At 60.5% G+C, this 21,979-nt stretch carries 21 protein-coding genes and 1 riboswitch; of the genes, 8 read left to right on the top strand and 13 right to left on the bottom strand.

Annotated elements, in window-relative coordinates; genetic code table 11:
* The first annotated feature begins 124 nt into the window (after positions 1-124).
* On the top strand, positions 125-1,135 hold the full coding sequence (locus NBH21_RS04410; protein WP_250912705.1) for an isopenicillin N synthase family dioxygenase: 1,011 nt from the start codon (positions 125-127) through the stop codon (positions 1,133-1,135).
* Positions 1,132-1,902: an alpha/beta fold hydrolase gene (locus NBH21_RS04405; protein WP_250912704.1), complete on the top strand. Its 771-nt coding sequence runs from the start codon at positions 1,132-1,134 to the stop codon at positions 1,900-1,902. The genes NBH21_RS04410 and NBH21_RS04405 overlap by 4 nt, the downstream gene beginning before the upstream one ends.
* An 81-nt stretch (positions 1,903-1,983) precedes the next feature.
* Here NBH21_RS04405 and NBH21_RS04400 read toward each other — a convergent pair whose 3' ends face one another.
* From NBH21_RS04400 to clpP, 6 genes are all read right to left on the bottom strand, one after another.
* Positions 1,984-4,182 (bottom strand): esterase-like activity of phytase family protein, encoded by a 2,199-nt coding sequence (locus tag NBH21_RS04400; protein WP_250912703.1) that lies wholly within the window; start codon positions 4,180-4,182, stop codon positions 1,984-1,986.
* Positions 4,183-4,267: 85 nt separating this feature from the next.
* On the bottom strand, positions 4,268-5,215 hold the full coding sequence (locus NBH21_RS04395; protein WP_250912702.1) for a DMT family transporter: 948 nt from the start codon (positions 5,213-5,215) through the stop codon (positions 4,268-4,270).
* Positions 5,216-5,388: 173 nt separating this feature from the next.
* A riboswitch (FMN riboswitch) is annotated at positions 5,389-5,544 on the bottom strand.
* A gap of 148 nt (positions 5,545-5,692) precedes the next feature.
* Entirely contained in the window at positions 5,693-5,968 is a 276-nt protein-coding gene (gene hupB, locus NBH21_RS04390) for a DNA-binding protein HupB (protein WP_163904834.1), read from the bottom strand.
* 205 nt (positions 5,969-6,173) lie between these two features.
* Positions 6,174-8,591 carry an endopeptidase La gene (gene lon, locus NBH21_RS04385; RefSeq protein WP_250912701.1) on the bottom strand — a complete coding sequence of 806 codons (2,418 nt, stop codon included), beginning with the start codon at positions 8,589-8,591 and terminating at the stop codon, positions 6,174-6,176.
* A 425-nt stretch (positions 8,592-9,016) separates the two neighbouring features.
* Entirely contained in the window at positions 9,017-10,294 is a 1,278-nt protein-coding gene (gene clpX / locus NBH21_RS04380) for an ATP-dependent Clp protease ATP-binding subunit ClpX (protein WP_250912700.1), read from the bottom strand.
* A gap of 296 nt (positions 10,295-10,590) precedes the next feature.
* Entirely contained in the window at positions 10,591-11,223 is a 633-nt protein-coding gene (gene clpP, locus NBH21_RS04375; RefSeq protein WP_163904828.1) for an ATP-dependent Clp endopeptidase proteolytic subunit ClpP, read from the bottom strand.
* Between the two features lie 366 nt (positions 11,224-11,589).
* On the opposite strand from clpP, the gene NBH21_RS04370 reads away from it, so the two are divergent.
* Positions 11,590-12,852: a GGDEF domain-containing protein gene (locus NBH21_RS04370; RefSeq protein WP_250912699.1), complete on the top strand. Its 1,263-nt coding sequence runs from the start codon at positions 11,590-11,592 to the stop codon at positions 12,850-12,852.
* Positions 12,853-12,899: 47 nt separating this feature from the next.
* On the top strand, positions 12,900-14,144 hold the full coding sequence (locus NBH21_RS04365) for a cytochrome P450 (protein WP_250912698.1): 1,245 nt from the start codon (positions 12,900-12,902) through the stop codon (positions 14,142-14,144).
* 16 nt (positions 14,145-14,160) lie between these two features.
* Here the strand turns inward: NBH21_RS04365 and NBH21_RS04360 are convergent, their stop codons facing one another.
* From NBH21_RS04360 to NBH21_RS04350, 3 genes are all read right to left on the bottom strand, one after another.
* Positions 14,161-15,459 carry an MFS transporter gene (locus NBH21_RS04360; RefSeq protein WP_250912697.1) on the bottom strand — a complete coding sequence of 433 codons (1,299 nt, stop codon included), beginning with the start codon at positions 15,457-15,459 and terminating at the stop codon, positions 14,161-14,163.
* A 59-nt stretch (positions 15,460-15,518) separates the two neighbouring features.
* Entirely contained in the window at positions 15,519-15,935 is a 417-nt protein-coding gene (locus NBH21_RS04355; RefSeq protein WP_250912820.1) for a MarR family winged helix-turn-helix transcriptional regulator, read from the bottom strand.
* Between the two features lie 108 nt (positions 15,936-16,043).
* Positions 16,044-16,934, bottom strand: coding sequence for a LysR family transcriptional regulator (locus tag NBH21_RS04350; RefSeq protein WP_250912696.1), 891 nt, complete (start codon positions 16,932-16,934; stop codon positions 16,044-16,046).
* Between the two features lie 96 nt (positions 16,935-17,030).
* Here NBH21_RS04350 and NBH21_RS04345 point away from each other — a divergent pair, with 96 nt between their 5' ends.
* Together NBH21_RS04345 and NBH21_RS04340 are read left to right on the top strand one after the other, a co-directional pair.
* Positions 17,031-17,453, top strand: coding sequence for a CidA/LrgA family protein (locus NBH21_RS04345; RefSeq protein ID WP_250912695.1), 423 nt, complete (start codon positions 17,031-17,033; stop codon positions 17,451-17,453).
* The gene (locus NBH21_RS04340) at positions 17,425-18,138 is read left to right on the top strand and encodes an LrgB family protein (protein WP_425340386.1); all 714 of its coding nucleotides are present in this window, start codon (positions 17,425-17,427) and stop codon (positions 18,136-18,138) included. The genes NBH21_RS04345 and NBH21_RS04340 overlap by 29 nt, the downstream gene beginning before the upstream one ends.
* A gap of 25 nt (positions 18,139-18,163) precedes the next feature.
* Here the strand turns inward: NBH21_RS04340 and NBH21_RS04335 are convergent, their stop codons facing one another.
* The gene (locus NBH21_RS04335; RefSeq protein ID WP_250912693.1) at positions 18,164-18,508 is read right to left on the bottom strand and encodes a cupin domain-containing protein; all 345 of its coding nucleotides are present in this window, start codon (positions 18,506-18,508) and stop codon (positions 18,164-18,166) included.
* 49 nt (positions 18,509-18,557) lie between these two features.
* The gene (locus NBH21_RS04330) at positions 18,558-19,841 is read right to left on the bottom strand and encodes an O-acetylhomoserine aminocarboxypropyltransferase (RefSeq protein WP_250912692.1); all 1,284 of its coding nucleotides are present in this window, start codon (positions 19,839-19,841) and stop codon (positions 18,558-18,560) included.
* A gap of 166 nt (positions 19,842-20,007) precedes the next feature.
* Here NBH21_RS04330 and NBH21_RS04325 point away from each other — a divergent pair, with 166 nt between their 5' ends.
* Complete coding sequence (locus NBH21_RS04325; protein WP_250912691.1) at positions 20,008-20,436, top strand: DUF6455 family protein; 429 nt, start codon at positions 20,008-20,010, stop codon at positions 20,434-20,436.
* A gap of 26 nt (positions 20,437-20,462) precedes the next feature.
* On the opposite strand, the gene NBH21_RS04320 is transcribed toward NBH21_RS04325, so the two are convergent.
* Positions 20,463-20,891 (bottom strand): CoA-binding protein, encoded by a 429-nt coding sequence (locus tag NBH21_RS04320; RefSeq protein ID WP_250912819.1) that lies wholly within the window; start codon positions 20,889-20,891, stop codon positions 20,463-20,465.
* Positions 20,892-21,051: 160 nt separating this feature from the next.
* Between NBH21_RS04320 and NBH21_RS04315 the strand changes: the two genes are divergently transcribed.
* Complete coding sequence (locus NBH21_RS04315) at positions 21,052-21,387, top strand: hypothetical protein (protein ID WP_250912690.1); 336 nt, start codon at positions 21,052-21,054, stop codon at positions 21,385-21,387.
* Positions 21,388-21,426: 39 nt separating this feature from the next.
* Here NBH21_RS04315 and NBH21_RS04310 read toward each other — a convergent pair whose 3' ends face one another.
* On the bottom strand, positions 21,427-21,888 hold the full coding sequence (locus tag NBH21_RS04310) for a CoA-binding protein (protein ID WP_250912689.1): 462 nt from the start codon (positions 21,886-21,888) through the stop codon (positions 21,427-21,429).
* Positions 21,889-21,979: the final 91 nt, after the last annotated feature.

Raw genomic sequence — 21,979 nt, 5'->3', positions numbered from 1 at the left:
ATCCATCTATTTTATAGCCACCTCCACCGTTGCAATGCATTGGTGCGTTGCAATAGCCTCCCGTTCAAACCAGCGCCCACGCCCTCCAGGAAAGTCGGCGCGAACTCGAACAGGAGAGAGATCCATGAACGCATCCTTGCTCGGCGCGCGCTCCGTAGAAACCGCAACGCTTCCGGTCATCGACATCTCCGGTCTCTCCTCATCCTCTGCGGAAAAACGCGCGGCGGTCGGCGAAGCGTTGCGACAGGCCTGCCTCGACAAGGGTTTCTTCTATTGCGCCGGCCATGGCATTCCCCAGGGGCTGATCGATGCGGCCTTTGCCGAATCCAGGGCATTCTTCGAGCGGCCCATCGAGGAAAAGCTGACCGTCGACAAGGTGCATTCCTTCTGTAACCGCGGCTACGAGCACATGCGCGGCCAGACGCTCGAGGCGGGCGCTCCGGCAGACCTCAAGGAAGGCTATTACATCGGGCCGGACCTGCCGATGGACGATCCACGCGTCGTGGCCGGAAGGTTCAATCGCGGACCGAACCAGTGGCCCGCCGACCAACCGGGTTTCAGGCCGGTGATGATGGCCTATTTCGCGGCGATGACCGACCTCGGAGAGCGGCTGATGCGTGGCATGGCTCTTTCGCTGGGCCTGCCGGAGAATCACTTCGATGCATTCGTGCGCGAGCCGCTCGGAACGCTCCGCCTGCTGCACTACCCTCCGCAGCCGAAGGATGCCGCGCCCAATGAAAAGGGTGCCGGCGCGCATACGGATTTCGGCGGCCTGACGCTGCTTCTGCAGGATGATGCCGGCGGACTGCAGGTGTATGATTCTGCGAGCGACAGCTGGATCCATGCCGATCCCATTCCCGGCACTTTCGTCGTCAATCTCGGCGACATGATCGCACGCTGGACCAATGACCGCTATCGCTCGACGCTTCACCGGGTGGTCAACGAGAGCGGCCGCGAGCGCTATTCGATTCCCTTCTTCTTCGTCGGCAATCCCGATCACGTGGTCGAATGCCTGCCAAACTGCCTCGCCTCCGGCGAGGAGCCGAAATACCCCGTCACAACAGTAGAGGATCACCTGAAAGCCATGTACCAGCGTACCTATGCAGCAGCACCGGCATCGGCGGGCAAGGCATGAGCCGCAAGCTCCCCGTTCTTCTGATCCACGGCGCGTGGCAGGGTTCCTGGGTCTGGGAGGCGTTTGCTCCCCTGCTCGAAGCATCAGGTTTCCAGCCGATCCCGGTCGACTTGCCGGGCAACGGCGCGGACGATACGCTGCCGGAAGCGGTCAATCTCGGTCTCTACATTTCCCATCTGCGCTCGCTCATCGAGGCTGCCGGTGCGCCTGTGGCGGTGATCGCCCATTCCGGTGGAGGCAACGCCGCTTCCGCCCTTGGCGAGGCAATGCCCGAAGCCATCACGGGGATCGTGTATGTGGCCGGCATGATGCTACCTTCGGGCATGGGCTTCGGCGACATCGTGAAGGAAGCCCTGCCCTCACATCCCGAGGCAGGCGGTATCTCGCCTCATCTCGTATGGTCGGAAGATGGGCTTGTCAGCAGCGTGCCAGCGGAAGCCGCAGCACGGCACTTCCTCAATGACCTGCCGCGTGAGACGGCGCTCGCCGCAGCGGCAAAGCTCACTCCGCAGCCGGAAGGCGGGCGGGCGTCGGCCCAGTCGCTCACGGCAGAGCGATTCGGCCTGATACCGCGTCTCTATGTCGAGGCGACCGACGACCAGTCGGTGTTTATCTACCTGCAGCGTCGGATGCAGGAACTGGTGCCCGGCGCCGAAGTGGCAACGCTGGATACCGGCCATGCGCCGCATGTCTCGGCTCCGGGTTTGCTGATCGGGCCTGTTGCCGAATTCCTGAAACGGACGGGCGCATCGAATTCGAGCGTATGAAATTCAGTACCATGAAATTGAGGAAGGCCGGGTGATCGCTCACCCGGCCTTCCTGATTCTTCATATCGGGACGCCGATGGGTCAGTTGGTGCCCTTCAGGTCGACCGGGAAGAACAGGGTCTCGCCCGAGCTGTCGTCCACGCCATCGTTATCGGTGACGGCAAAGGCCTTGCCGGCGGCGTCGAAGGCAAAGCCTTCCAGCTTGTCCACGACGTAGCCGTTCGTGGCGTTCTTCAGGTCCGGAATGAAGTCATGGGCTTCTTCCTTCTTCACCAGCGGCAGCTTGTCGCCGAGCTTTGCAGGCTTCAGGTCGGCAATGGCAACGCGGTAGAGCTTCTTGAGCTTGGCGTTGTCGCCCACCTGATTGTCACGCTCGACGATGTAGACGTAGTCGCCATGGGCGGTGATTTCAGAAAGACCGACCCAGCCGTCTTCAGCCTTTTCGAGCGGATAGCTGACAGCGCCCCATTCCTTGGCCTTCGGGTTGTAGGAAACGAGCTTGACGGTGCCCTTCTCGTCGTCCTTCCATTCGCGCTGAACGGCCATCCAGAGCGTCAGGTCGTCGCCCTTGCCGATCGAGGTGATGCCTTCGAGGCCGAAGCGGGTCTGGCCTGCGAGCAGTTCGACCGGGAAGCCGATCTCGGACTTGATCTCGCCCTTGGCATCGACATTGTAGATGCCGTGGCCGACAAGCTTGGCCGGATCGCCTTCGGAAGCGAGCCAGAAGCCGCCCTTGCCATCCAGCGTGATGCCTTCGATGTCGAGCTTCTGGGCTGCGGCACCGCCACGCGTGACCGGCAGAGCCGTCGTGATGACAGCCGGCTTCTGCGTCGCGTCGATCGTGAAGATCGTCGGCTGCGAGGAATAGAAGCTGTCATTGACCGCATAGAGCGTGCCAGCCTTTTCAGCATCGCCGACGAGACCGGAGAGAGCACCCCAACCAATCGGAGCGCCGTCAACGATGTCGGAACGGATCATCGGATAAGCGGGCGTGCCTTCGGCAAGTTCATAAATCATGACATGCGAGCGAGGACCACCGTCTTCGCCGAGATCGGCTTCGTTGGCGGTGGCGAGCAGGTTACGGCCGGGAATGGCGACGGCGCCTTCCGGCGAAACGCCCGACGGCAGGAGCTGCACGAGTTCCGGCTCAGCACCCGTGTCCTTGTAGACCGCGGCGATGGAGGCGCGCTCGGAAAGGACGAAGAAGTACTTCTGGCCGTTGAAGGTCGCGGCTTCCAGGCCTTCGAGCTCGACGCCCTTGGACTTGGCGCGCTTGTCCGGGAAGTGACCGATCTGGGCGATGGCGAGTTCCAGAGACGGGCCGGACTCGTAGAGTTCCTTGCCGGTCTTGTCGAAGATGGTGAAGCTGCGCGAACCGCCTTCATAGTCGCCTTCGTTGGCGATCACGAGACGGTTATCGTCCAGCCACTTCAAGGCGTCGGGCTCGCGCAAGACGCCTTCCTTCTTGCCGGTGAACTTCAGCGCGCCATCGCTCTTGGTGTCGATGCCGGCGAGATCGACCTTGCCTGCCGAGAAGTGGTTCTTCACTTCGCCAGTCTTGCCGTCGATGATGACGATATGGTTGTTTTCCTGAAGCGTCAGGCCGATTTCGCCGAGATTGTTGACCGAGACGAATTCCGGTTCCGGATCTTCCGGGGCGATTTCGGCAAGACCGGTCAGGGTCACGTGCTTGATCGAAGCGCAATCGGCAACGCCGTCCTTCAGCGAGACGATGACGAGATCGCCGGCCGGCATCTGCGGCAGCTTGCCTTCGTTGAGCTCTTCGTCACGCTCGTTTTCAATGGCGATGGCAGCAAAGGTCTTGTCCGGCGAAATCGCGACGGAATCAGGCTGACCGCCGAGATCACAGGTAGCGTCGATCTTCTTGGAGGCGACATCGACGATGGCGAGCTTGCCGGACGGCTTCTGCTTGCTTTCCGACGTGTTGACGGCCACCAGAGCCTTGGCACCGACGACGGCGACGGAGGTCGGCTCGCCGCCCATCATCAACGCGCTACCGGCCTTCGGGGCCTTTGCATCGGTGATGTCGGCAAATCCGATCGCGCCGAGCGGGCTGTCGGAATAGATCAGCGTGTTGCCGTCTTCGGTCGCCGTGATGATTTCAGCCGAAGTCGTGGAGAGCTTGTCCTTGTCGGCCGGCAGGTTGGTGGCGACGGGGAAGGATGAGATACGGTTGAAAACCTGGTCTGCCGCGGCCGGCGCCGCAACAGAAGCCAGCAGCGCGGCTGTCAAGGCGGCGAGGGAAATGGAATACTTCATGGGGAGGCCTCCTGTTTCCATGAGTAAGGAACAAGAGGCTTTTGCGTCACGTGCATGACACGCACATGACATTTGGCGAATTTTGTCAGGATTGGGGCAAAGGCAGCGAACCATCCTCTTCGCCCCGCTCCTCCCGATACGGCTCCCGCTCCCGGCGCATCTCGCTGACCATCAGGAAAAGCGAGGCGCCAAGGATCAGGATTGCCCCGAGCCAGAGGTATCCGGCGGGCGCATAACCAAAGACCAGCCAGCCCGCGAGTACGTTGAGCGGCAGCTTCAGGTCGTCGAATGGCTGCACATAGGCCACATCGGCGGTGCTGTAGGCCAACGTCAGGAAATGTTGCCCGACCACGGTCAAAAGACCGGCCAGGAGCAGAAGAGCCAGCACAATTCCTCCAGGAACGGCAAAGCCCGAGGCTGCGGCAAGTCCGGCATTGATCGGCGTCAGCAGCACGAGCAGCCAGACCGTAATTGTCTCCGGTCTCTCATGGGCGGTCAGGTTCTTCATCATCAGTGACGCCCCGCCCCAGAGCAGGGCCGATAGAACCGGCAGGAAGGCGGCGGGAGAAAATACATCCGACCATGGCTGCAGGATAATCATCGCCCCGCAAAAGCCTGCGAGCGTCGCCAGCCATCGATTGCGACCAACCGTTTCTCCGAGGAAGACACGCGCGCCGACGATGATGAAAAATGGAGAGGTCATCACCAGCGCGATGGCCTGCCAGATCGGTACGGTGGCAAGCCCGATGACCCAGGCCTGCACACCAAGCGCTGCGAGGATAACCCGCCCCAGATGACGACCAGGATACCGCGTCCTCAACGATCCGAACCCAAGCCGGAAAAGCAAAGGTAGGGAAAAAAGGAGAGCAAAGGCATATTGCCAGAAGGCAGCGGAAACCGCCGGAAAGCCGAGGCTCATCGCGACCCATTGGGTGACGACGTTGAGAATGGCGAAGGCGATGCCCGCAAGCACCATGAAAGCGGCACCGGCGACGGCGCTGGAACGATGAGGAGCATGGAAGCTCTGATTCATGTCTTTCTTCCTTTGAGAAAGAGACCAACACAAATCAGGACGCATGAGGATAAATGCGCGGGGAGCGACAAGGCATTCCCCTCACCTGCCGCGCCGAGGCCTTAGCACACGGCGACAGGCGGTCGCGAGCCTTGCCCCGGACCAATCATCCGAAGCCGGGCACGCAGCCGATACCTCATTCTCTTTCATCCGGACTATGACCGTCGGCCCCGGAGTCACACCGGATCTGCTGACCCTTCCGATGCCTTGGGCTTCGGAAGGCGCTCGCGGGCTTGGGAACTGAACCCCTTACCGCCGGTGGGGATTTTCACCCCGCCCTGAGAACGAATGCCGACCTCCGTCTGGAAACCGGCGATTGGATCGATACGCCAGCATGCACCGGCAGGCAAGCCGCTGAAACGGAAAAGCCCGGCACGAGGCCGGGCTCAAATTGCGATGCCAAGTCTTCGCTCCATCCGAGCGAAGGTAGCCAGCTGATTAGCTGTTTACAGCGTCCTTCAGGCCCTTGCCGGCCGTGAACTTCGGAACGTTGCGAGCCGGGATATCGACTTCAGCGCCGGTCGACGGGTTGCGGCCCTTGGAGGCTTCGCGACGAGCAACGGTGAAAGCACCGAAGCCAGCGAGGCGAACATCGCCGCCGGTCTTCAGCTCTGCCTGAACCGTTTCGAAAACGGCGTCGACGGCGGAAGCTGCATCGGCCTTGGTGAGGCCGGCCTTTTCGGCGACCGCGGATACGAGTTCGTTCTTGTTCATGTTTCCACCCTTTCTGACTGGTATGAAACGACTCAATGGATAAGTCGGGCGGACAATACGTAAGCATCTGCCCTACGCAACTGAAAAGCACCGCAATCGCCCGGAAAACAAGACGTTTCAGGGAGTTTGCACAAAAAAGGCTGGCAAAAATGCCAGCCTTTTTCCGTTCGATGTGTCAATTTGGCAAGATTAAGGCAAAAGAGCCTCAATGTGCCAAGGAAGCGCCGGTTTCATCGACCCCTTCCACGGTGCCGATTGCCGGAGTTTCAACGGTTCCGTCCCATTCAATCGGTTCAGGTACACGAACCAGGGCGTGCTTGATGACTTCGCCCATCCGCGATACCGGAACGATCTCGAGGTTGTTCTTCACGTTGTCCGGAATGTCAGCCAGATCCTTGGCGTTTTCTTCCGGGATCAGAACCTTCTTGATGCCGCCGCGCAGAGCGGCAAGCAGCTTTTCCTTGAGACCGCCGATCGGCAGGACGCGACCGCGAAGGGTAACTTCACCCGTCATGGCGACATCCTTGGAAACCGGAATGCCGGTCATGATCGAGACGATTGCAGTCGCCATGGCGATACCGGCGGACGGACCGTCCTTCGGCGTTGCGCCTTCCGGAACGTGCACGTGGATATCGCTCTTGTCGAACCGCGGCGGTTCGATACCGAAATCCACAGCCCGCGAGCGGACATAGGATGCGGCAGCCGAAATCGACTCCTTCATGACGTCCTTCAGGTTGCCGGTAACCGTCATGCGGCCCTTGCCCGGCATCATTACGCCTTCGATGGTCAGCAGTTCGCCGCCGACTTCAGTCCAGGCCAGACCGGTAACGATACCCACCTGATCCTCGCCTTCGGCTTCACCATGCCGGAAGCGCGGCACGCCAAGATAGTCGTGAATGTTCTCGGCTGTAACGGCGACGGACTTGACCTTGCCCTTGATGATCTCGGTGACCGCCTTGCGGGCGAGCTTCATCAGTTCGCGCTCGAAGGAACGGACACCGGCTTCGCGGGTGTACTGCTGGATCACGGCCATCAGCGCATCGTCGCTGACCGAAAATTCTTCCGGACGCAGCGCATGTTCCTTGATGGCCTTGGGCAGCAGGTGCCGCTTGGCGATTTCCCGCTTTTCATCTTCCGTGTAACCGGCGATGCGGATGATCTCCATGCGGTCCATCAACGGGCCCGGGATGTTCAGCGTGTTGGCCGTGGTGACGAACATCACGTTGGACAGGTCGTATTCCACTTCCAGGTAGTGATCCATGAAGGTGGAGTTCTGTTCCGGATCCAGCACCTCGAGCAGAGCCGACGACGGATCGCCACGGAAATCCATGCCCATCTTGTCGATTTCATCGAGCAGGAAGAGCGGGTTGGACTTCTTGGCCTTCTTCATCGATTGCACGATCTTGCCGGGCATCGAACCGATATAGGTGCGGCGGTGACCACGGATCTCGGCCTCGTCACGCACGCCGCCGAGCGCCATGCGGACATATTCGCGGCCGGTCGCCTTGGCGATCGACTTGGCGAGCGAGGTCTTGCCGACGCCCGGAGGGCCGACGAGGCAAAGGATCGGGCCCTTGATCTTGGTCGCACGAGCCTGAACGGCGAGATATTCGACGATGCGCTCCTTGACCTTGTCCAGACCGAAGTGATCCTCATCGAGGATCTTCTCGGCGGCATTCAGATCAACCTTGACCTTGGACTTCTTGCCCCAGGGCAGGCCCAGCAGCCAGTCGAGGTAGTTGCGAACAACCGTCGCTTCCGCCGACATGGGGCTCATGTGGCGCAGCTTCTTCAGTTCCGCATCGGCCTTTTCCTTGGCTTCCTTGGACAGCTTGGTCTTGGAGATGCGCTCTTCCAGCTCGGCCATCTCGTCACGGCCATCCTCGCCGTCGCCGAGTTCCTTCTGGATCGCCTTCATCTGTTCATTCAGGTAATACTCGCGCTGGGTCTTCTCCATCTGGCGCTTGACGCGCGAACGGATGCGCTTTTCGACCTGAAGGACGGAGATTTCGCCTTCCATGAAGCCGAGGGCTTTTTCGAGACGCTGCTTGACGCTGACGGTCTCGAGCATCTCCTGCTTCTCGGTGATCTTGATCGACAGGTGCGATGCGACCGTATCCGCCAGCTTCGAGTAGTCCTCGATCTGGCTCGCGGCGCCAACGACTTCCGGCGAGATCTTCTTGTTCAGCTTGACGTAGTTCTCGAACTCGGAGACGACCGAGCGGGACAGAGCCTCGATCTCGACGGCGTCTTCGGCCGGCTCAGCGAGAACCTGCGCCGTTGCCTCGTAGAACTCTTCACGCGCGGTGTAGGTGTCGATGCGGGCACGCGCCCTGCCCTCGATCAGCACCTTGACGGTGCCATCCGGCAGCTTCAGGAGCTGAAGAACGTTGGCGACGGTCCCGACCTCGTAAATGGCGGAGGGTTCCGGATCGTCATCGCCGGCGTTGATCTGGGTCGCCAGCATGATCTGCTTGTCGGAGCCCATGACCTCTTCGAGAGCGCGAATGGACTTCTCGCGCCCGACGAACAAAGGCACGATCATGTGTGGGAAAACCACGATGTCGCGCAGAGGCAATACGGGATAGATATTGCTCTCGTTTGCTGCAGACGTTTTCGACATTTCACTTCCTTTCCGATGTCCCAGGCAAGCCCGGGACCAAATGCCATACCCCGAAGGCGACAGGCATACTTCTTGCTCCTCCAAGAAATGGAGTTCTCAGAACGCGAATTCAAGCCTGCCGCCCGTGCACCGCCACCGACAATGTGACGATGATATTACAGTCAGTGGCCCAAACCTACAAATAACCCGTTGGTCTGGCCCGACGCGAGACGAGCGGCCAGCCCGGCGATCCGATCTGCGGCAGCTGCCGCGAGCGAAGCACTTCGTTCTTTTCTAACCCAAGCCGTGGCCGGCGAAAACCGGCGTATTAACGATTTACGGTAGCGGCTGAGGCCACGGATCAAAACAACACTGGAAAACAGCTTCGGAAACGAAAAAGGCCCGCCACAAGGGCGGGCCTCAATGGCAATTTCAATCCGTCGCGGTCAAGCCGAGGCGTTGGCCTTTTCTTCCTGACGGTCGGCATAGATGTAGAGCGGCCGGGAATTGCCGTTGACGACATCGTCGGAAATGACGACTTCGCGAACGCCTTCCAGTTCCGGCAGTTCGAACATGGTGTCGAGCAGGATCTTTTCCATGATCGAGCGCAGGCCGCGGGCACCGGTCTTGCGGACGATCGCCTTGCGGGCGATCTCGCGCAGGGCGTCCTCGTGGAAGGTCAGCTCGACGTCTTCCATCTCGAACAGGCGCTGGTACTGCTTGACGAGCGCATTCTTCGGCTCGGACAGGATCTGGATGAGGGCGTCCTCGTCAAGGTCTTCCAGCGTCGCCAAAACCGGCAGACGACCGATGAATTCCGGGATCAGGCCAAACTTGACCAGATCTTCCGGCTCCAGTTCGCGCAGCACTTCGCCGACACGCCGGTCGTCCGGAGACGACACGGTCGCACCGAAGCCGATCGATGTCTTTTCTCCACGCGCGGAGATGATCTTGTCGAGACCTGCGAAGGCACCGCCGCAGATGAACAGGATGTTCGTCGTGTCGACCTGCAGGAATTCCTGCTGCGGATGCTTGCGGCCGCCCTGCGGCGGCACAGAGGCAACCGTACCTTCCATGATCTTCAAGAGCGCCTGCTGCACGCCCTCGCCCGACACGTCGCGTGTGATGGACGGATTGTCCGACTTGCGGGAGATCTTGTCCACTTCGTCGATGTAGACGATGCCGCGCTGGGCACGTTCGACGTTGTAGTCAGCCGCCTGCAGAAGCTTCAGGATGATGTTCTCGACGTCCTCACCGACATAGCCGGCTTCGGTCAGCGTCGTGGCATCAGCCATGGTGAACGGCACGTCGATAATGCGCGCGAGCGTCTGGGCAAGATAGGTCTTGCCGCAGCCGGTCGGGCCGACGAGCAGGATGTTCGACTTCGCAAGCTCGACCTCTCCGCCCTTGGAGGCGTGCGAGAGGCGCTTGTAATGGTTGTGCACCGCGACGGAGAGGATCTTCTTGGCCTGCTTCTGGCCGATCACGTATTCGTCGAGAATCTTGATGATGTCCTGCGGCGTCGGAACGCCGTCACGGGACTTCACCATGGAGCTCTTGTTCTCCTCGCGGATGATGTCCATGCACAATTCGACGCATTCATCGCAGATGAACACCGTCGGGCCGGCAATCAGCTTGCGGACCTCGTGCTGGCTCTTGCCGCAGAAGGAACAATAAAGGGTATTCTTGGAGTCACCGCCGTTGCTACCGCTGACCTTGCTCATATCTTCATCCTTCCAGCACGCCGCCCCTCCGCCTCGACGGAGGGCGGTCACTCTCTACGCCCGGCGCTGATCGCCCTTCGGCCCCAGGCTCATTCGATCCTAAGAGGTACTAGCCGGTCCACACGACCCACAAACCAGAACCGGCGGCAACGAAACCCCACAGACCGCAAGCTATGTCATAAAAATTCAACACAGCCTTAATAGTTACTATTAGCGCTTTCGCAGCCAGATTAAACCCCTTACGTGATCACGACCGCTTCAGTTCATTGCAGTCGTGATCATATCGCAACGGAGCATCAGGCTGCCGGCACGCCCTCGATTTCCTGGCGCGAGGTCAGGATCTTGTCGATCAGACCCCAGTCCTTCGCCTCGCCGGCCTCCATGAAGTGGTCACGATCAAGCGTCTGCTCTACTTCTTCATAAGTGCGGCCGGTGTGCTTTACGTAAACTTCGTTCAGGCGACGCTTCATCTTGATGATGTCACGAGCATGGCGTTCGATGTCCGAAGCCTGGCCCTGGAAGCCGCCCGAGGGCTGGTGAACCATGATGCGTGCATTCGGCGTCGCAAAACGCATGCCCTTCTCGCCGGCAGCGAGCAGAAGCGAGCCCATGGATGCAGCCTGACCGATGCAAAGCGTCGAGACTGCAGGGCGAATGAACTGCATGGTGTCATAGATCGCCATGCCGGCGGTCACGACGCCGCCCGGCGAATTGATGTAGAGGGCGATTTCCTTCTTGGGGTTCTCGGCCTCGAGAAACAGCAATTGCGCGCAGACGAGCGAAGCCATGGTGTCTTCGACCGGCCCAGTGAGGAAGATGATGCGTTCCTTCAGCAGGCGGGAAAAGATGTCGTAGGAGCGTTCGCCGCGATTGGTCTGCTCCACGACCATCGGCACCAGAGCCATGGCGGTATCAACTGGATTTCTCATGTCCGTCCTTTGTCAGCCTGTTCCCCGAACACTCGATGCGCGGCGGGAATCACGTAATATCTGTCAATCCCTACATAGAGTGTCCGCACCCTCGACTTCAAGACGCGAGCTTCGGATATCCTTAATCGTCAAGCGCTGGTCTCTGCCGTCGGCGTAAGGCTTTTGCGGCAAATTTCCTAATCTTTCCGAATGCCTGGGAAGCCACTTCACAAGAAACGGCTCATATGGTGAACGTTCGGTAACGTTCAATACGGGGATAGAAAAACTGGGGACGGCCATGGCATCGCCGTTTTCGTAGGAACTGATTAACCTGTCTTCATCACTTTGAAGTCATATTCTCAAAAAACCAATTCAGGATCGACCACTGTGCTCGATGTCAAAACGGCGTTCCTCCTCTGGGCGACAGAAGCCGGCACGCTGGCGATGCTGCTGACCGTGGTCTGGTTGCGGGCGCGCAGCGAAAAACACTACCTGATGTTCGCGCTGGGCTTCGCGGCACATGCGACCGGTATCGTGCTCGTCACTTTCCGCGGACAGATCCCTGACTTCGTCTCGATCCACGTCGCGAACTTTACCGCGCTTTCGGCCTACGGTTTCTGGCTGTCTGGTGTGCGCTACCTTGACACACGTCCGCCCCTCTCCATCGCAGCGATACCGAGCCTCATCTGGGTCGCCGGAAATCTCCTGCCTATCGTGCGGGAAACCTTCGCCTATCGGGTGGCTCTTTATGACGTCGCTGCGGCGACGGGCTACCTGATGATGGCTGCCGTGGTGACGACCGCCCGCTTCAGTTCCGATCGCCATCGCAAGGCGCTGATTGGCATCTGGCTTACACAGGGGGTGCTGAATCTCGGGTTTGCTGTGGCTGTAGCGATAAACAACCCCGCCAACTTCAAGGAGATTTCGATCAGCGGTCTGGTGGGGATTGCCGGCATTGTTGGTTTCGTGGGCTCCATCGCCGTTCTGGCAAAAATCCTGATGGACCGCTCCGCCGACAGGCTGCGAATGCTTGCGCTGACCGACCCGCTGACCGGCGCCCTCAACCGGCGAGGACTGCTCGACGAGTTCGAAACCATTCGCAACCGCGCCGGTGAGACGAAACGCAACGTCGCGTTGCTGGTGTTCGACCTCGACCGATTCAAGAAGATCAACGACAGTCACGGACACCAGGCCGGGGACGCTGTGCTGACGAGCTTTACGCAGTCCTGCCGATCGCTGATGCCCTCTAATGCCTGTTTTGGCCGCAGCGGCGGCGAGGAATTCGCCGCCCTGCTGGATGTTACCAGCATGCACGACGCGGTTCTGGTGGCTGAGGCAATCCGGCGTACCGTCGCGGACAAACCGGTCGCCTTCGGTGGCCAGATCATCCGCGCCACGGTGAGCATCGGCATTACCACCCTGCCTGCTGCGGAAGCGGATTTCGACCGCCTGATGAGTGGCGCGGACCGCGCGCTTTACAAGGCCAAGGCACGGGGAAGAAACCGCACGGCCGTCTTGACCGGCGAGAAGGTACTCTGCGTTCCTTCGTCGACACCTCAAGCCATTGACGAGCAGGCGGACAGGCAGGTCGCAGCATTGCGACGCCTGCAGACAGTCGCCTCCTCGCAACAGGATCTTTACCGCTCCTGAACACGCCCCCTTCCGGCCAAGCCTCGGATTAGATAGATAATTTCCCCATGACCGACCTGCCCTTCCTTTCCATCGACAAGGCTTCACGCCGCGTCAGCCTCGACGGCCGCGATCCGGCTTTCTATTCCGATCCGAACCGGGTCTACGCGGCGCTGCATGCCGAATGTCCGACCTTCTACTGGGAGGAGCAGAAGCAGTGGTTCGTGACCGGCTACGACACGGTGAACGCGCTGTTGCGCGACCGGCGTTTCGGCCGGCAGATCCTGCACATCGCGACCCGCGAAGAACTCGGCATGCCCAAGCCTGCCGACCACACGCGCCATTTCGACGCCGCGGAGGCTCACTCCCTTCTGGAACTGGAACCGCCGGAGCACACCCGGCTGAGGACGCTCGTCAATCGCGCCTTCGTCTCGCGGCACGTTGAGAAGATGAAGCCGGAGATCGAGGAGCTTGCCAACCGGCTGATCGACGCCTTCGAGAAGGATGGCAAGACAGAACTGCTCTCCTCCTTCGCCGATATCATTCCGGTGACCATGATCGCCCGCATGATCGGCATTCCCGAGGAGATGGGCCCCCAACTGCTCAAGTGGTCCCACGACTACGTGGGCATGTACATGTTCAAGCGCACCCGTGCCGACGAGGAAGCAGCCGATCGCTCGGCACAGGAATTCGCCGACTATGTGCGCAGCATGATCGCGGAGCGTCGCGCCAATCCGCAGGACGATCTCCTCAGCCACATGATCCACACCGCGCACAAGGGGCAGTACCTCACCGAGGACGAGCTTATCTCGACCACGATTGTGCTGCTGAATGCCGGCCATGAAGCTACGGTGCATCAGATCGGCAATTCGGTTCGCGTCATCCTTGAAAGCGGCCTCTCCCCTGCCGAGATGTTCCGCGACGAGAAGGCGACCGAAAGAACAGTAGAGGAGACGCTGCGCATCTGCGCTCCTGTCCACATCTTCCAACGTTATTGCCTGGAGCCGGCGGAAATCGACGGTGTGTCGTTCAAGCGCGGCGACAAGGTGAGCATGATCCTTGCCGCCGCCAATCTCGATCCGTTGAAATTCTCGGATCCGCTGGCCTTCCGGCCGGAGCGCGACGAGGCGCCGAACCTCTCCTTCGGCGCGGGTATCCATTTCTGTATCGGCGCGCCGCTGGCGCGCCTCGAGCTCAACATCGTACTGCCGCTGCTGTTTCATCGGCTGCCCGGTATGCGGATCGTCGCTCCTCCACGGGTGAAGGACGTCTATCACTTCCATGGGCTGGAGCGGCTGGACCTCGCCTGGTAGACGAGGTCCTCCACGATCATTGGGCTGCCTGAACGACCGTATCGTGGCGGACGGTCTTGCCGATCGCAAGAACCGACAGGGCCGCCAACAGGCACATGAAACCGGCGATGTAGACGGCCGGCAGGAAGGTCTCGTAATCCGTCCTGATATAGCCTGCCCCGAAAGTGGCAGTTGCGGCGCCAAGCTGATGGGCAGCGAAGATCCAGCCGAACACGATGTTCGCCTTGTCGCGACCGAAATTCTCCACTGTGAGCTTGACCGTCGGCGGCACCGTGGCAACCCAGTCCAGACCGTAGAAAACGGCAAAGATCGATAGCGTTACATAGTCGAAGCCCGAGGCAGACAGGAAGATCAGCGAAAGGCCGCGCAGGCCGTAGAACCAGAAGAGCAGCCAGCGATTGTCGAAACGGTCGGACAGCCAGCCGGCACCGAGCGTGCCGATGAAGTCGAAGATACCGATCATCGCCAGCATGCCGGCGGCACTGACCGCTGCCACACCATAATCGCCACAGATCGAAATCCAGTGAGTCTGAATCAGGCCGTTAGTGGAGAGACCGCAGACAAAGAAGGTGAAGAACAGGATCCAGAATACCGGCTTCACCGAGGCTTCGCGCAGGGCGGCAACCGGCGCCACGAGAAGAGACGACAGTCGCGCCGAGCGGATGGGGGCCGGCTGCAGTTCACGGCTGCCATAAGGCGCCAGACCGAGATCGGCGGGATAGTTGCGCATCAGCGCCAGCACGATCACCATGGCAAGCGCCAGCACCGCAACGTTGAGCGACAGGGCAACACGCCAGCCATAGGCCTCCGTGAGGCTTGCGAGCAGCGGCAGGAAGATAAGCTGACCTGTTGCATTACTGACCGTCATCAGGCCCACGACGACGCCACGGCGCGCATGGAACCACCGGGTGGCGACGGTTGCGCCAAGAACGAGCGCTGTCATGCCGGTGCCAACCCCGACCACGATGCCCCAGAGCACGACCATTTCCCAGAGTTCCGTCATGCGGAAGGACAGGAGAATACCGCCACCGATCAGCGTGAGAGCCACGCCGATCACGACGCGCATGCCGAAATGGTTCATCAGAGCAGCGGCGAACGGCCCGAGCAATCCGAAGAGCGCGAGGCGGATTGCCATAGCAGAGGAGACTTCCTCCGTGGTCCAACCGAATTCACGGCTGAGCGGCGCGATCAGGACACCGGCCGATCCCATGGCGCCCGCGGTCGCGAGCATGGTGAGGAAGGTAATCCCGGCAACGACCCATCCGTAATGGATGTTACGTGCCGCCAGGTAATTGGCCAGTCTGGCTGAGATCAAGGTCGTTCTCCTGTGGTTGCAGCCTGTCGAGCAAGCGCGCAATTCATTTCCATATTTCGTTAATTAGCTAAACCATCAATTATCGTATCAAGCGCCGACACGATCCCTTCAAGACCGTCCGGCCCCAGCCTCCTTGAGATGCGCGCCTGGACCCCTTCCCAGATCGGCAGAGCCTGCTCCAGCAGAGCCTCACCCTTCTCCGCCAAAGTAAGGATATTCTCCCTGTGATCCTCCCCCGGCGCAGCAGCCACGAGACCCATGCGCTCAAGGATCTTGGTGTTGCGACCGACGGTCGAACGGTCGAGTTCCATCTTCTTCGCCAGATCAGTCAGGGAAACCGGCTGGAAACGCCCGATGTTTCTCAACTGACTGAACTGCGTAACATTGATGCCAAGCGGCGCCAGCGCCTCATCATACAATGACGTGAGGCGCCGGGAGGCATTACGGAGCGCGATGCAGTAGCAGGAGGATTTCATCATTATGCGGGTATATACCCGTGCATTGACAAAACGCAATACTCTCGACATCAAAGAGACGCGGAGACCACCGAGGGATAGCGATCCAGTGACATAGACAAGCGTGGCTCAGGGTGCCGGAGGCATGTCTGCTGAACGGGCGAGTTCCAGCCATGCCTTCGCCGCGAAGGACAGATAGCCGCCACGCCGCCAGACCCAGGCCATATGCCAGTCCATCTGTGGCGAATGCACCGGAATATGGGCGACACCCGGACGAACGCGCCGTTCGGCAATCATCCTCGGCAGGAAGCCGATACCGAGACCTGCCCCGACCAGTTCGACGATGAAGTTGATCTGTCCGCTGCGGGCCGCGATCACCGGATCGAATCCGGTCTCCTTGCAGGCATCGAGAATGATCGGATTGAGGGCGAACCCGGCATCGAACAGGACGAACGGCATGGACTGGAGGTCATGAAGGGCAACGCCCTCCTGTCTTGCAAGCGGATGATCTTCCGGAACGAGGACGTGCAGCGGTTCGCGCGTCACCTCCTGCCATTCGAAACGATCCGGCACCGGCAACAGCGAAGCACCAAGCTCCACCTCCCCTGTCATCACCAGTTCCTCCAGCTTACGACTGCCATGCTCGACAAGCTGGATCTCCACTTCGGGATGGCGGCTGCGATAGATGGCGAAGAGAGGTGCGAAGAGTGCGTCGCTGCCAATCGGAGGAAGCCCGAGTTGCAGGCGTCCGCGGCGCAGGCCACGCAGCTCGGACAGTTCGGCCAGAAGGTCCTCGCGTTGCGCCAGCATGGTCTGGGCGCGGCGAAACACGATCTCGCCCGCATCCGTCAGCGCAACCTTGTGGCCGGCCCGGTCGATCAGCTCAAAACCCAGTTCTTCCTCGAGCTGGCGGACCGCCTTGCTCACTGCGGACTGGGTAATGAACACCGTCCGGGCCGCCTGGGAAAAGCCGCCTTGACGAATGACCTCGACAAAGGCGCGAAGCGTGCGGATCTCCATGATTATTCCAATTCGGACTTATTTCTATAACATCAATTCATTTTGCTCATAGCACAATAACGCCTATATTTCCAGCAACCATACAAGGTGCTGAAAATGTCATCCCGCAACATCGCCCTCCTCCTCCGCCGTCAGCTGCACTCGAACCGTCTGGTGCAGATCGCCATCATCGCGGCCTTCTGGCTGGCTGGAGAAGCGGTCGTGCGTCTGCTGTCGCTACCGGTCCCCGGCGGCGTCATCGGCATGGCGATGGTGCTGTTGCTTCTGGCGAGCGGGCGCCTGCGGCCGGCCAGCATGCGCAACGGCGCGCGCTGGCTGCTTGCGGAAATGTTGCTTTTCTTCGTTCCGGCGGTTCTTGCCGTGCTTGATCACCAGGAATTCATCGGTCTTCTCGGCCTCAAGGTTCTTGCGGTCATTCTGGGCGGCACGATTGCCGTCATGGCTTCCACCGCGATTGCCGTCGATGTCGGTTATCGCTTCATGCTCGCCCATGGAGGCGACCGTGCCCTTCGCCAGTAATCCCGCCCTGCTGACCGCCTTCTGGTCAGCAGCCACCATCTTCTTCTACATCGTCTCGAAGGTGATCTACCGGCGCTGGCCGCAAAGCTGGCTTTCGCCGCTGATCGTCACGCCGATGGCGCTGATTGCGCTCGCCCTGCTGCTGCGGGCCAATTATGCGGAATATATCCACGCCACACACTGGCTGGTCGCCATGCTCGGCCCCGTGACGGTTGCCTTCGCGATCCCGATCTTCGAGGAACGCCATACGATCCGTCGCTACTGGCCGGTACTGGCCTTCGGCGTGGTCGTCGGCAGCACCACCGCAATGCTGACGGCATGGGCTCTTGCGAGCCTGCTGAGCATCGACGGCGCATTGCGTCTCAGCCTGCTGCCACGCTCGATCAGCACGCCCTTCGCCATGACCATTTCTCAGGACATCGGCGGCGTGCCGGATCTGACGGCCATCTTCGTGGTTATCACGGGGGTCTGCGGTGCGGCGCTGGGCGAAACCCTGCTGCGCTTCCTGCCGATCCGCTCGACGCTTGCCCGCGGAGCTCTTTTCGGCATGGGCGCCCATGGGGCGGGCGTGGCGAAGGCCCACCAGATCGGCTCGGAGGAAGGCTCGATTGCCGGCCTCGTGATGGTACTGGTCGGTCTCGTCAATGTTCTGGCCGCGCCGCTGATCAGCATGTTGCTGCGCTGACGGCGCGACCTGATCGTTTCAGCCCTCAGAGCTTGATGACGTAGTCCTTGAGGGTCGTCTCGATGACCTCCCAGGTGCCCTTAAGGCCCGGCCGCACGATCAACCGGTCACCCGCCCTCAGGTGGATCGGTTCGCAACCATCCTCGGTGAGGATCGAATGGCCCTCGTGGATATGGAAATATTCCCATTCGTCGTAGGAAACCTTCCACTTGCCCGGCGTCGCCTGCCAGACGCCGGAAAACAGCGAATCGTCGCGATCCTCGATGTTCCAGGTGGTGAAACGGGGATCGCCGGCAATGATCTGGTCGGCAGCGGGTGCGCCCTCCTCCGGTTCGATGCCGGTGAGGTCGAATGTCAGGGAATTCGTCATTGGTTCTCCGATGCGCCGCAGCCCCGGAGCTACGGCGCGGTTGCTTTGATCAGACCTTGGCGAGTGACTGCTCAAGATCGCCGATAATGTCCTCGGCGTCCTCGATGCCGACCGACAGACGCACGACATCCGGCCCGGCACCGGCCGCAATCTGCTGTTCCTCGGAAAGCTGGGCATGGGTGGTGGAGGCCGGGTGAATGACCAGCGAGCGGGTGTCGCCGATATTGGCAAGGTGCGAGAAGAGCTGCAGTCCCTCGACAAGCGCCTTGCCCGCGGCATAGCCGCCCTTCACGCCGAAAGTAAAGACCGCGCCGGCGCCCTTCGGTGAATAACGCTGCTGCAGGGCATGGTTCGGATCGTCGGGCAGGCCGGCGTAATTGACCCACGCCACCTTGGGGTGCTGCTTCAGCCAGGTCGCCACCCGCAGGGCATTTTCGCAATGACGCTGCATGCGCAGCGGTAGCGTCTCAATGCCGGTGAGAAGCAGGAATGAGTTCATCGGCGCAATCGCGGGGCCGAGGTCGCGAAGGCCAAGCACGCGGCAGGCGATAGCGAAGGCGAAGTTGCCGAAGGTCTGGTGCAGGACGACGCCGGAATATTCCGACCGCGGCTTCGACAGCATCGGAAACTTGTCGGACTGCGACCAGTCGAACGTGCCGCCATCCACAATAATGCCGCCCATCGAATTGCCGTGGCCGCCGAGGAACTTCGTTGCCGAATGGACCACGATATCCGCACCATGTTCGAGGGGGCGAACGAGATAGGGGCTCGCCATGGTGTTGTCGACGATCAGCGGCAGGCCATGACGGCGGGCGACATCGGCGATTGCGGCGATATCGACGAAGGTGCCGCCCGGATTGGCAAGGCTTTCGATGAAGATGGCACGCGTGCGATCATCGATCTGGGCAGCGAAACTTTCCGGATCGGCGGGATCGGCCCAGCGAACCTGCCAGCCGAAGTTCTGGAAGGCATGACCGAACTGATTGATCGAGCCGCCGTAGAGCTTCTTTGCCGCAACGAAGTTATCGCCCGGCTGCATCAGCGTATGGAACACCAGCATCTGGGCTGCGTGACCCGAGGCGACCGCCAATGCCGCGGTACCGCCTTCCAGAGCCGCGACGCGCTCCTCCAGCACAGCCTGAGTCGGGTTCATGATGCGGGTGTAGATGTTGCCGAACTGCTTCAGCCCGAACAGTGCCGCAGCATGGTCGGCGTCATTGAAGACATAGGCTGTGGTCTGGTAGATCGGCGTGATCCGTGCACCCGTCGTCGGGTCCGGCTGGGCTCCGGCATGGACCGCCAGCGTGGCGAAACCCGGATTGTCTGTCGTCATGATTGTAACCTCCCTTGATTTGGTTGGGCGGATCATAACGTCTGGTCATCGGTTGTCAGCCGGGTTTTTCGTCACGCCGGCGAACGGCCCGTCCTGCAGGATTGATCGAAGTCAATGCGGCCACATCGCCAGAGGCTCAGGATCGCCTCAAAATGGAGGTGTTTCGATGGAAACTGCAGTCAACGATGCTACCAGAACTGTTTTTTCGCGCCTGGCCGGCTGGTTCGCCAGAAGCTGGGAAAGCTCGGCTGAAGCCGACATGATCGCTTCGCTCGACGATTCGACGATCCGCAATATCGCCCATGACTGCGGGATTACGCCCGACCAGCTGATCGAGCTTGCCAAGGTCGGCCCCCACGCCGCCGATGAAATGCTGGCGATGATGCGCGCGCTAAACATCGACCCGACCGAAGTGGAACTGCGCTTGCGCAACGAATTCCGCGATATGCAGATCACCTGCTCTCATTGCGCCTCGAAGGGCGAATGTCGCAAGGATCTGGCGCGAGGCGCCGCGTCCGAGAATTTCGGCCACTACTGTGGCAATGCCGAGCATCTCAATGCGCTTCGCGCCAATCCGGACTTCCTGATCGCGTAAAACGCCGAACTGCGCCCAGGACTGTTTCAGAGACCGAGGCGCGGAATTTCGATGGCCGGGCAATGGTTCATGACGACCTTGATCCCGGCCGCCTCCGCCCTTGCGGCGGCGTTGTCGTCCCTCACTCCGAGCTGCGACCAGATTGCCTTCGGGCGCGTTTCCAGCGCCAGCGCATCATCGACCACCTCGCCCAGATATTCGGAAGCACGAAAAACGTCGACCATGTCGATCGGTTCTCCGATATCGGCCAGCCGCGCGACGGTCTTCTGGCCGAGGATTTCCTTACCGGCCTGCCCCGGATTGACGGGTATCACCTTGTAGCCGCGGGACAACAGAAACCGCATGACGCCATAGCTCGGCCGGTCGGGCTTCGGCGAGGCGCCGACCAGAGCGATCGTTCCAGTGCTCTTCAGGACTTCAGCAAGATAGGCATCGTCATAGCGGTCGTGGTCGATGGTCATCAGCATCCTCGTTCATGGCGGCGTAAGGCGAATTGCGCTATGGTTCGCGTGATAAGAGATAGATGGGACTTACCCAGCCAGCAACAAGGGATGGAAGAGAAGCAGGACCTGCGGTCAGAGGCCTGCTCGCTCCGGAACGAAGAGAGACATATCGATGAAAAAGCTTGTTTTATTGGCCGTCGCCGCAACCGTCGCCTCATCGCCTGCGCTGGCGATCTCACGCTATAATTCTCCGTCGATGACATGCGAGGCGGCGCGCGCGGCCGTATTGAGCCAGGGCGCGGTTGTCCTTCGCTACCCGTCGAAGCGCGTGGCCGGCATGACGCTCTATGATCGCTATGTGCGCGACAACAACCAGTGCGAACAGCATGATTATGCCGCCCGCGCCTATGTTCCGACGCGCGACAATCCCCGCTGCCCGGTTCTGGCGTGCAAACCGGTCGACGACAGTAACGGCTCCATGTTTCATCGCCCCTGGATTCGCTTCTGATACAAGCGCGCCCAGCCGCGGCTGCGGACGCCTTCCCGTTCAGGCCGCGGAGCGCGGCCGGGATGCGTGCTGGAGTTCGTAGACCAGCGGATATTCGCTCACCAGCGCGCGATCCATCACAACCCGGACGCCGGCGGCTTCGGCACGCGATGCTGCCTCATCATCACGAACGCCCAGTTGGCCCCAGATCGCCCTCGGCAATTCCGGAAGCCTCAAAACCTCCTCGACAACCGCCCCAAACTGATCGGCCCGACGGAAGACATCGACGATATCGATATCGACCGGAATATCGATGAGCCTCGCATAGATCGGCTGGCCCAGCATGGTCTGACCAGCATATTTCGGATTGACCGGGAAAACGCGATAGCCCTTGCCGAGCAGGAAGCCGGTAATCCAGTGACTGGGGCGCCTGTTATCTACCGACGCGCCAAGGATCGCCACGGTTTTCGCGGAATGCAGAATTTCGGCTAGATAGGCTGCTGGGTAGGAATCGTGTCTCATGGAAATCTCCTCCCGGCCGTATACGGCCTCGCGAACAGTCCCCCTGCTCCGATACTTATATAGCTTCCTCCTTAACAAGGCCTAGCGATAA

Source organism: Ciceribacter sichuanensis (assembly GCF_024055605.1).
GTDB lineage: Bacteria > Pseudomonadota > Alphaproteobacteria > Rhizobiales > Rhizobiaceae > Allorhizobium > Allorhizobium sichuanense.
The sequence above is the reverse complement of the archived record's forward strand: the minus strand, read 5'-3'. Positions and strand labels throughout refer to the sequence as shown.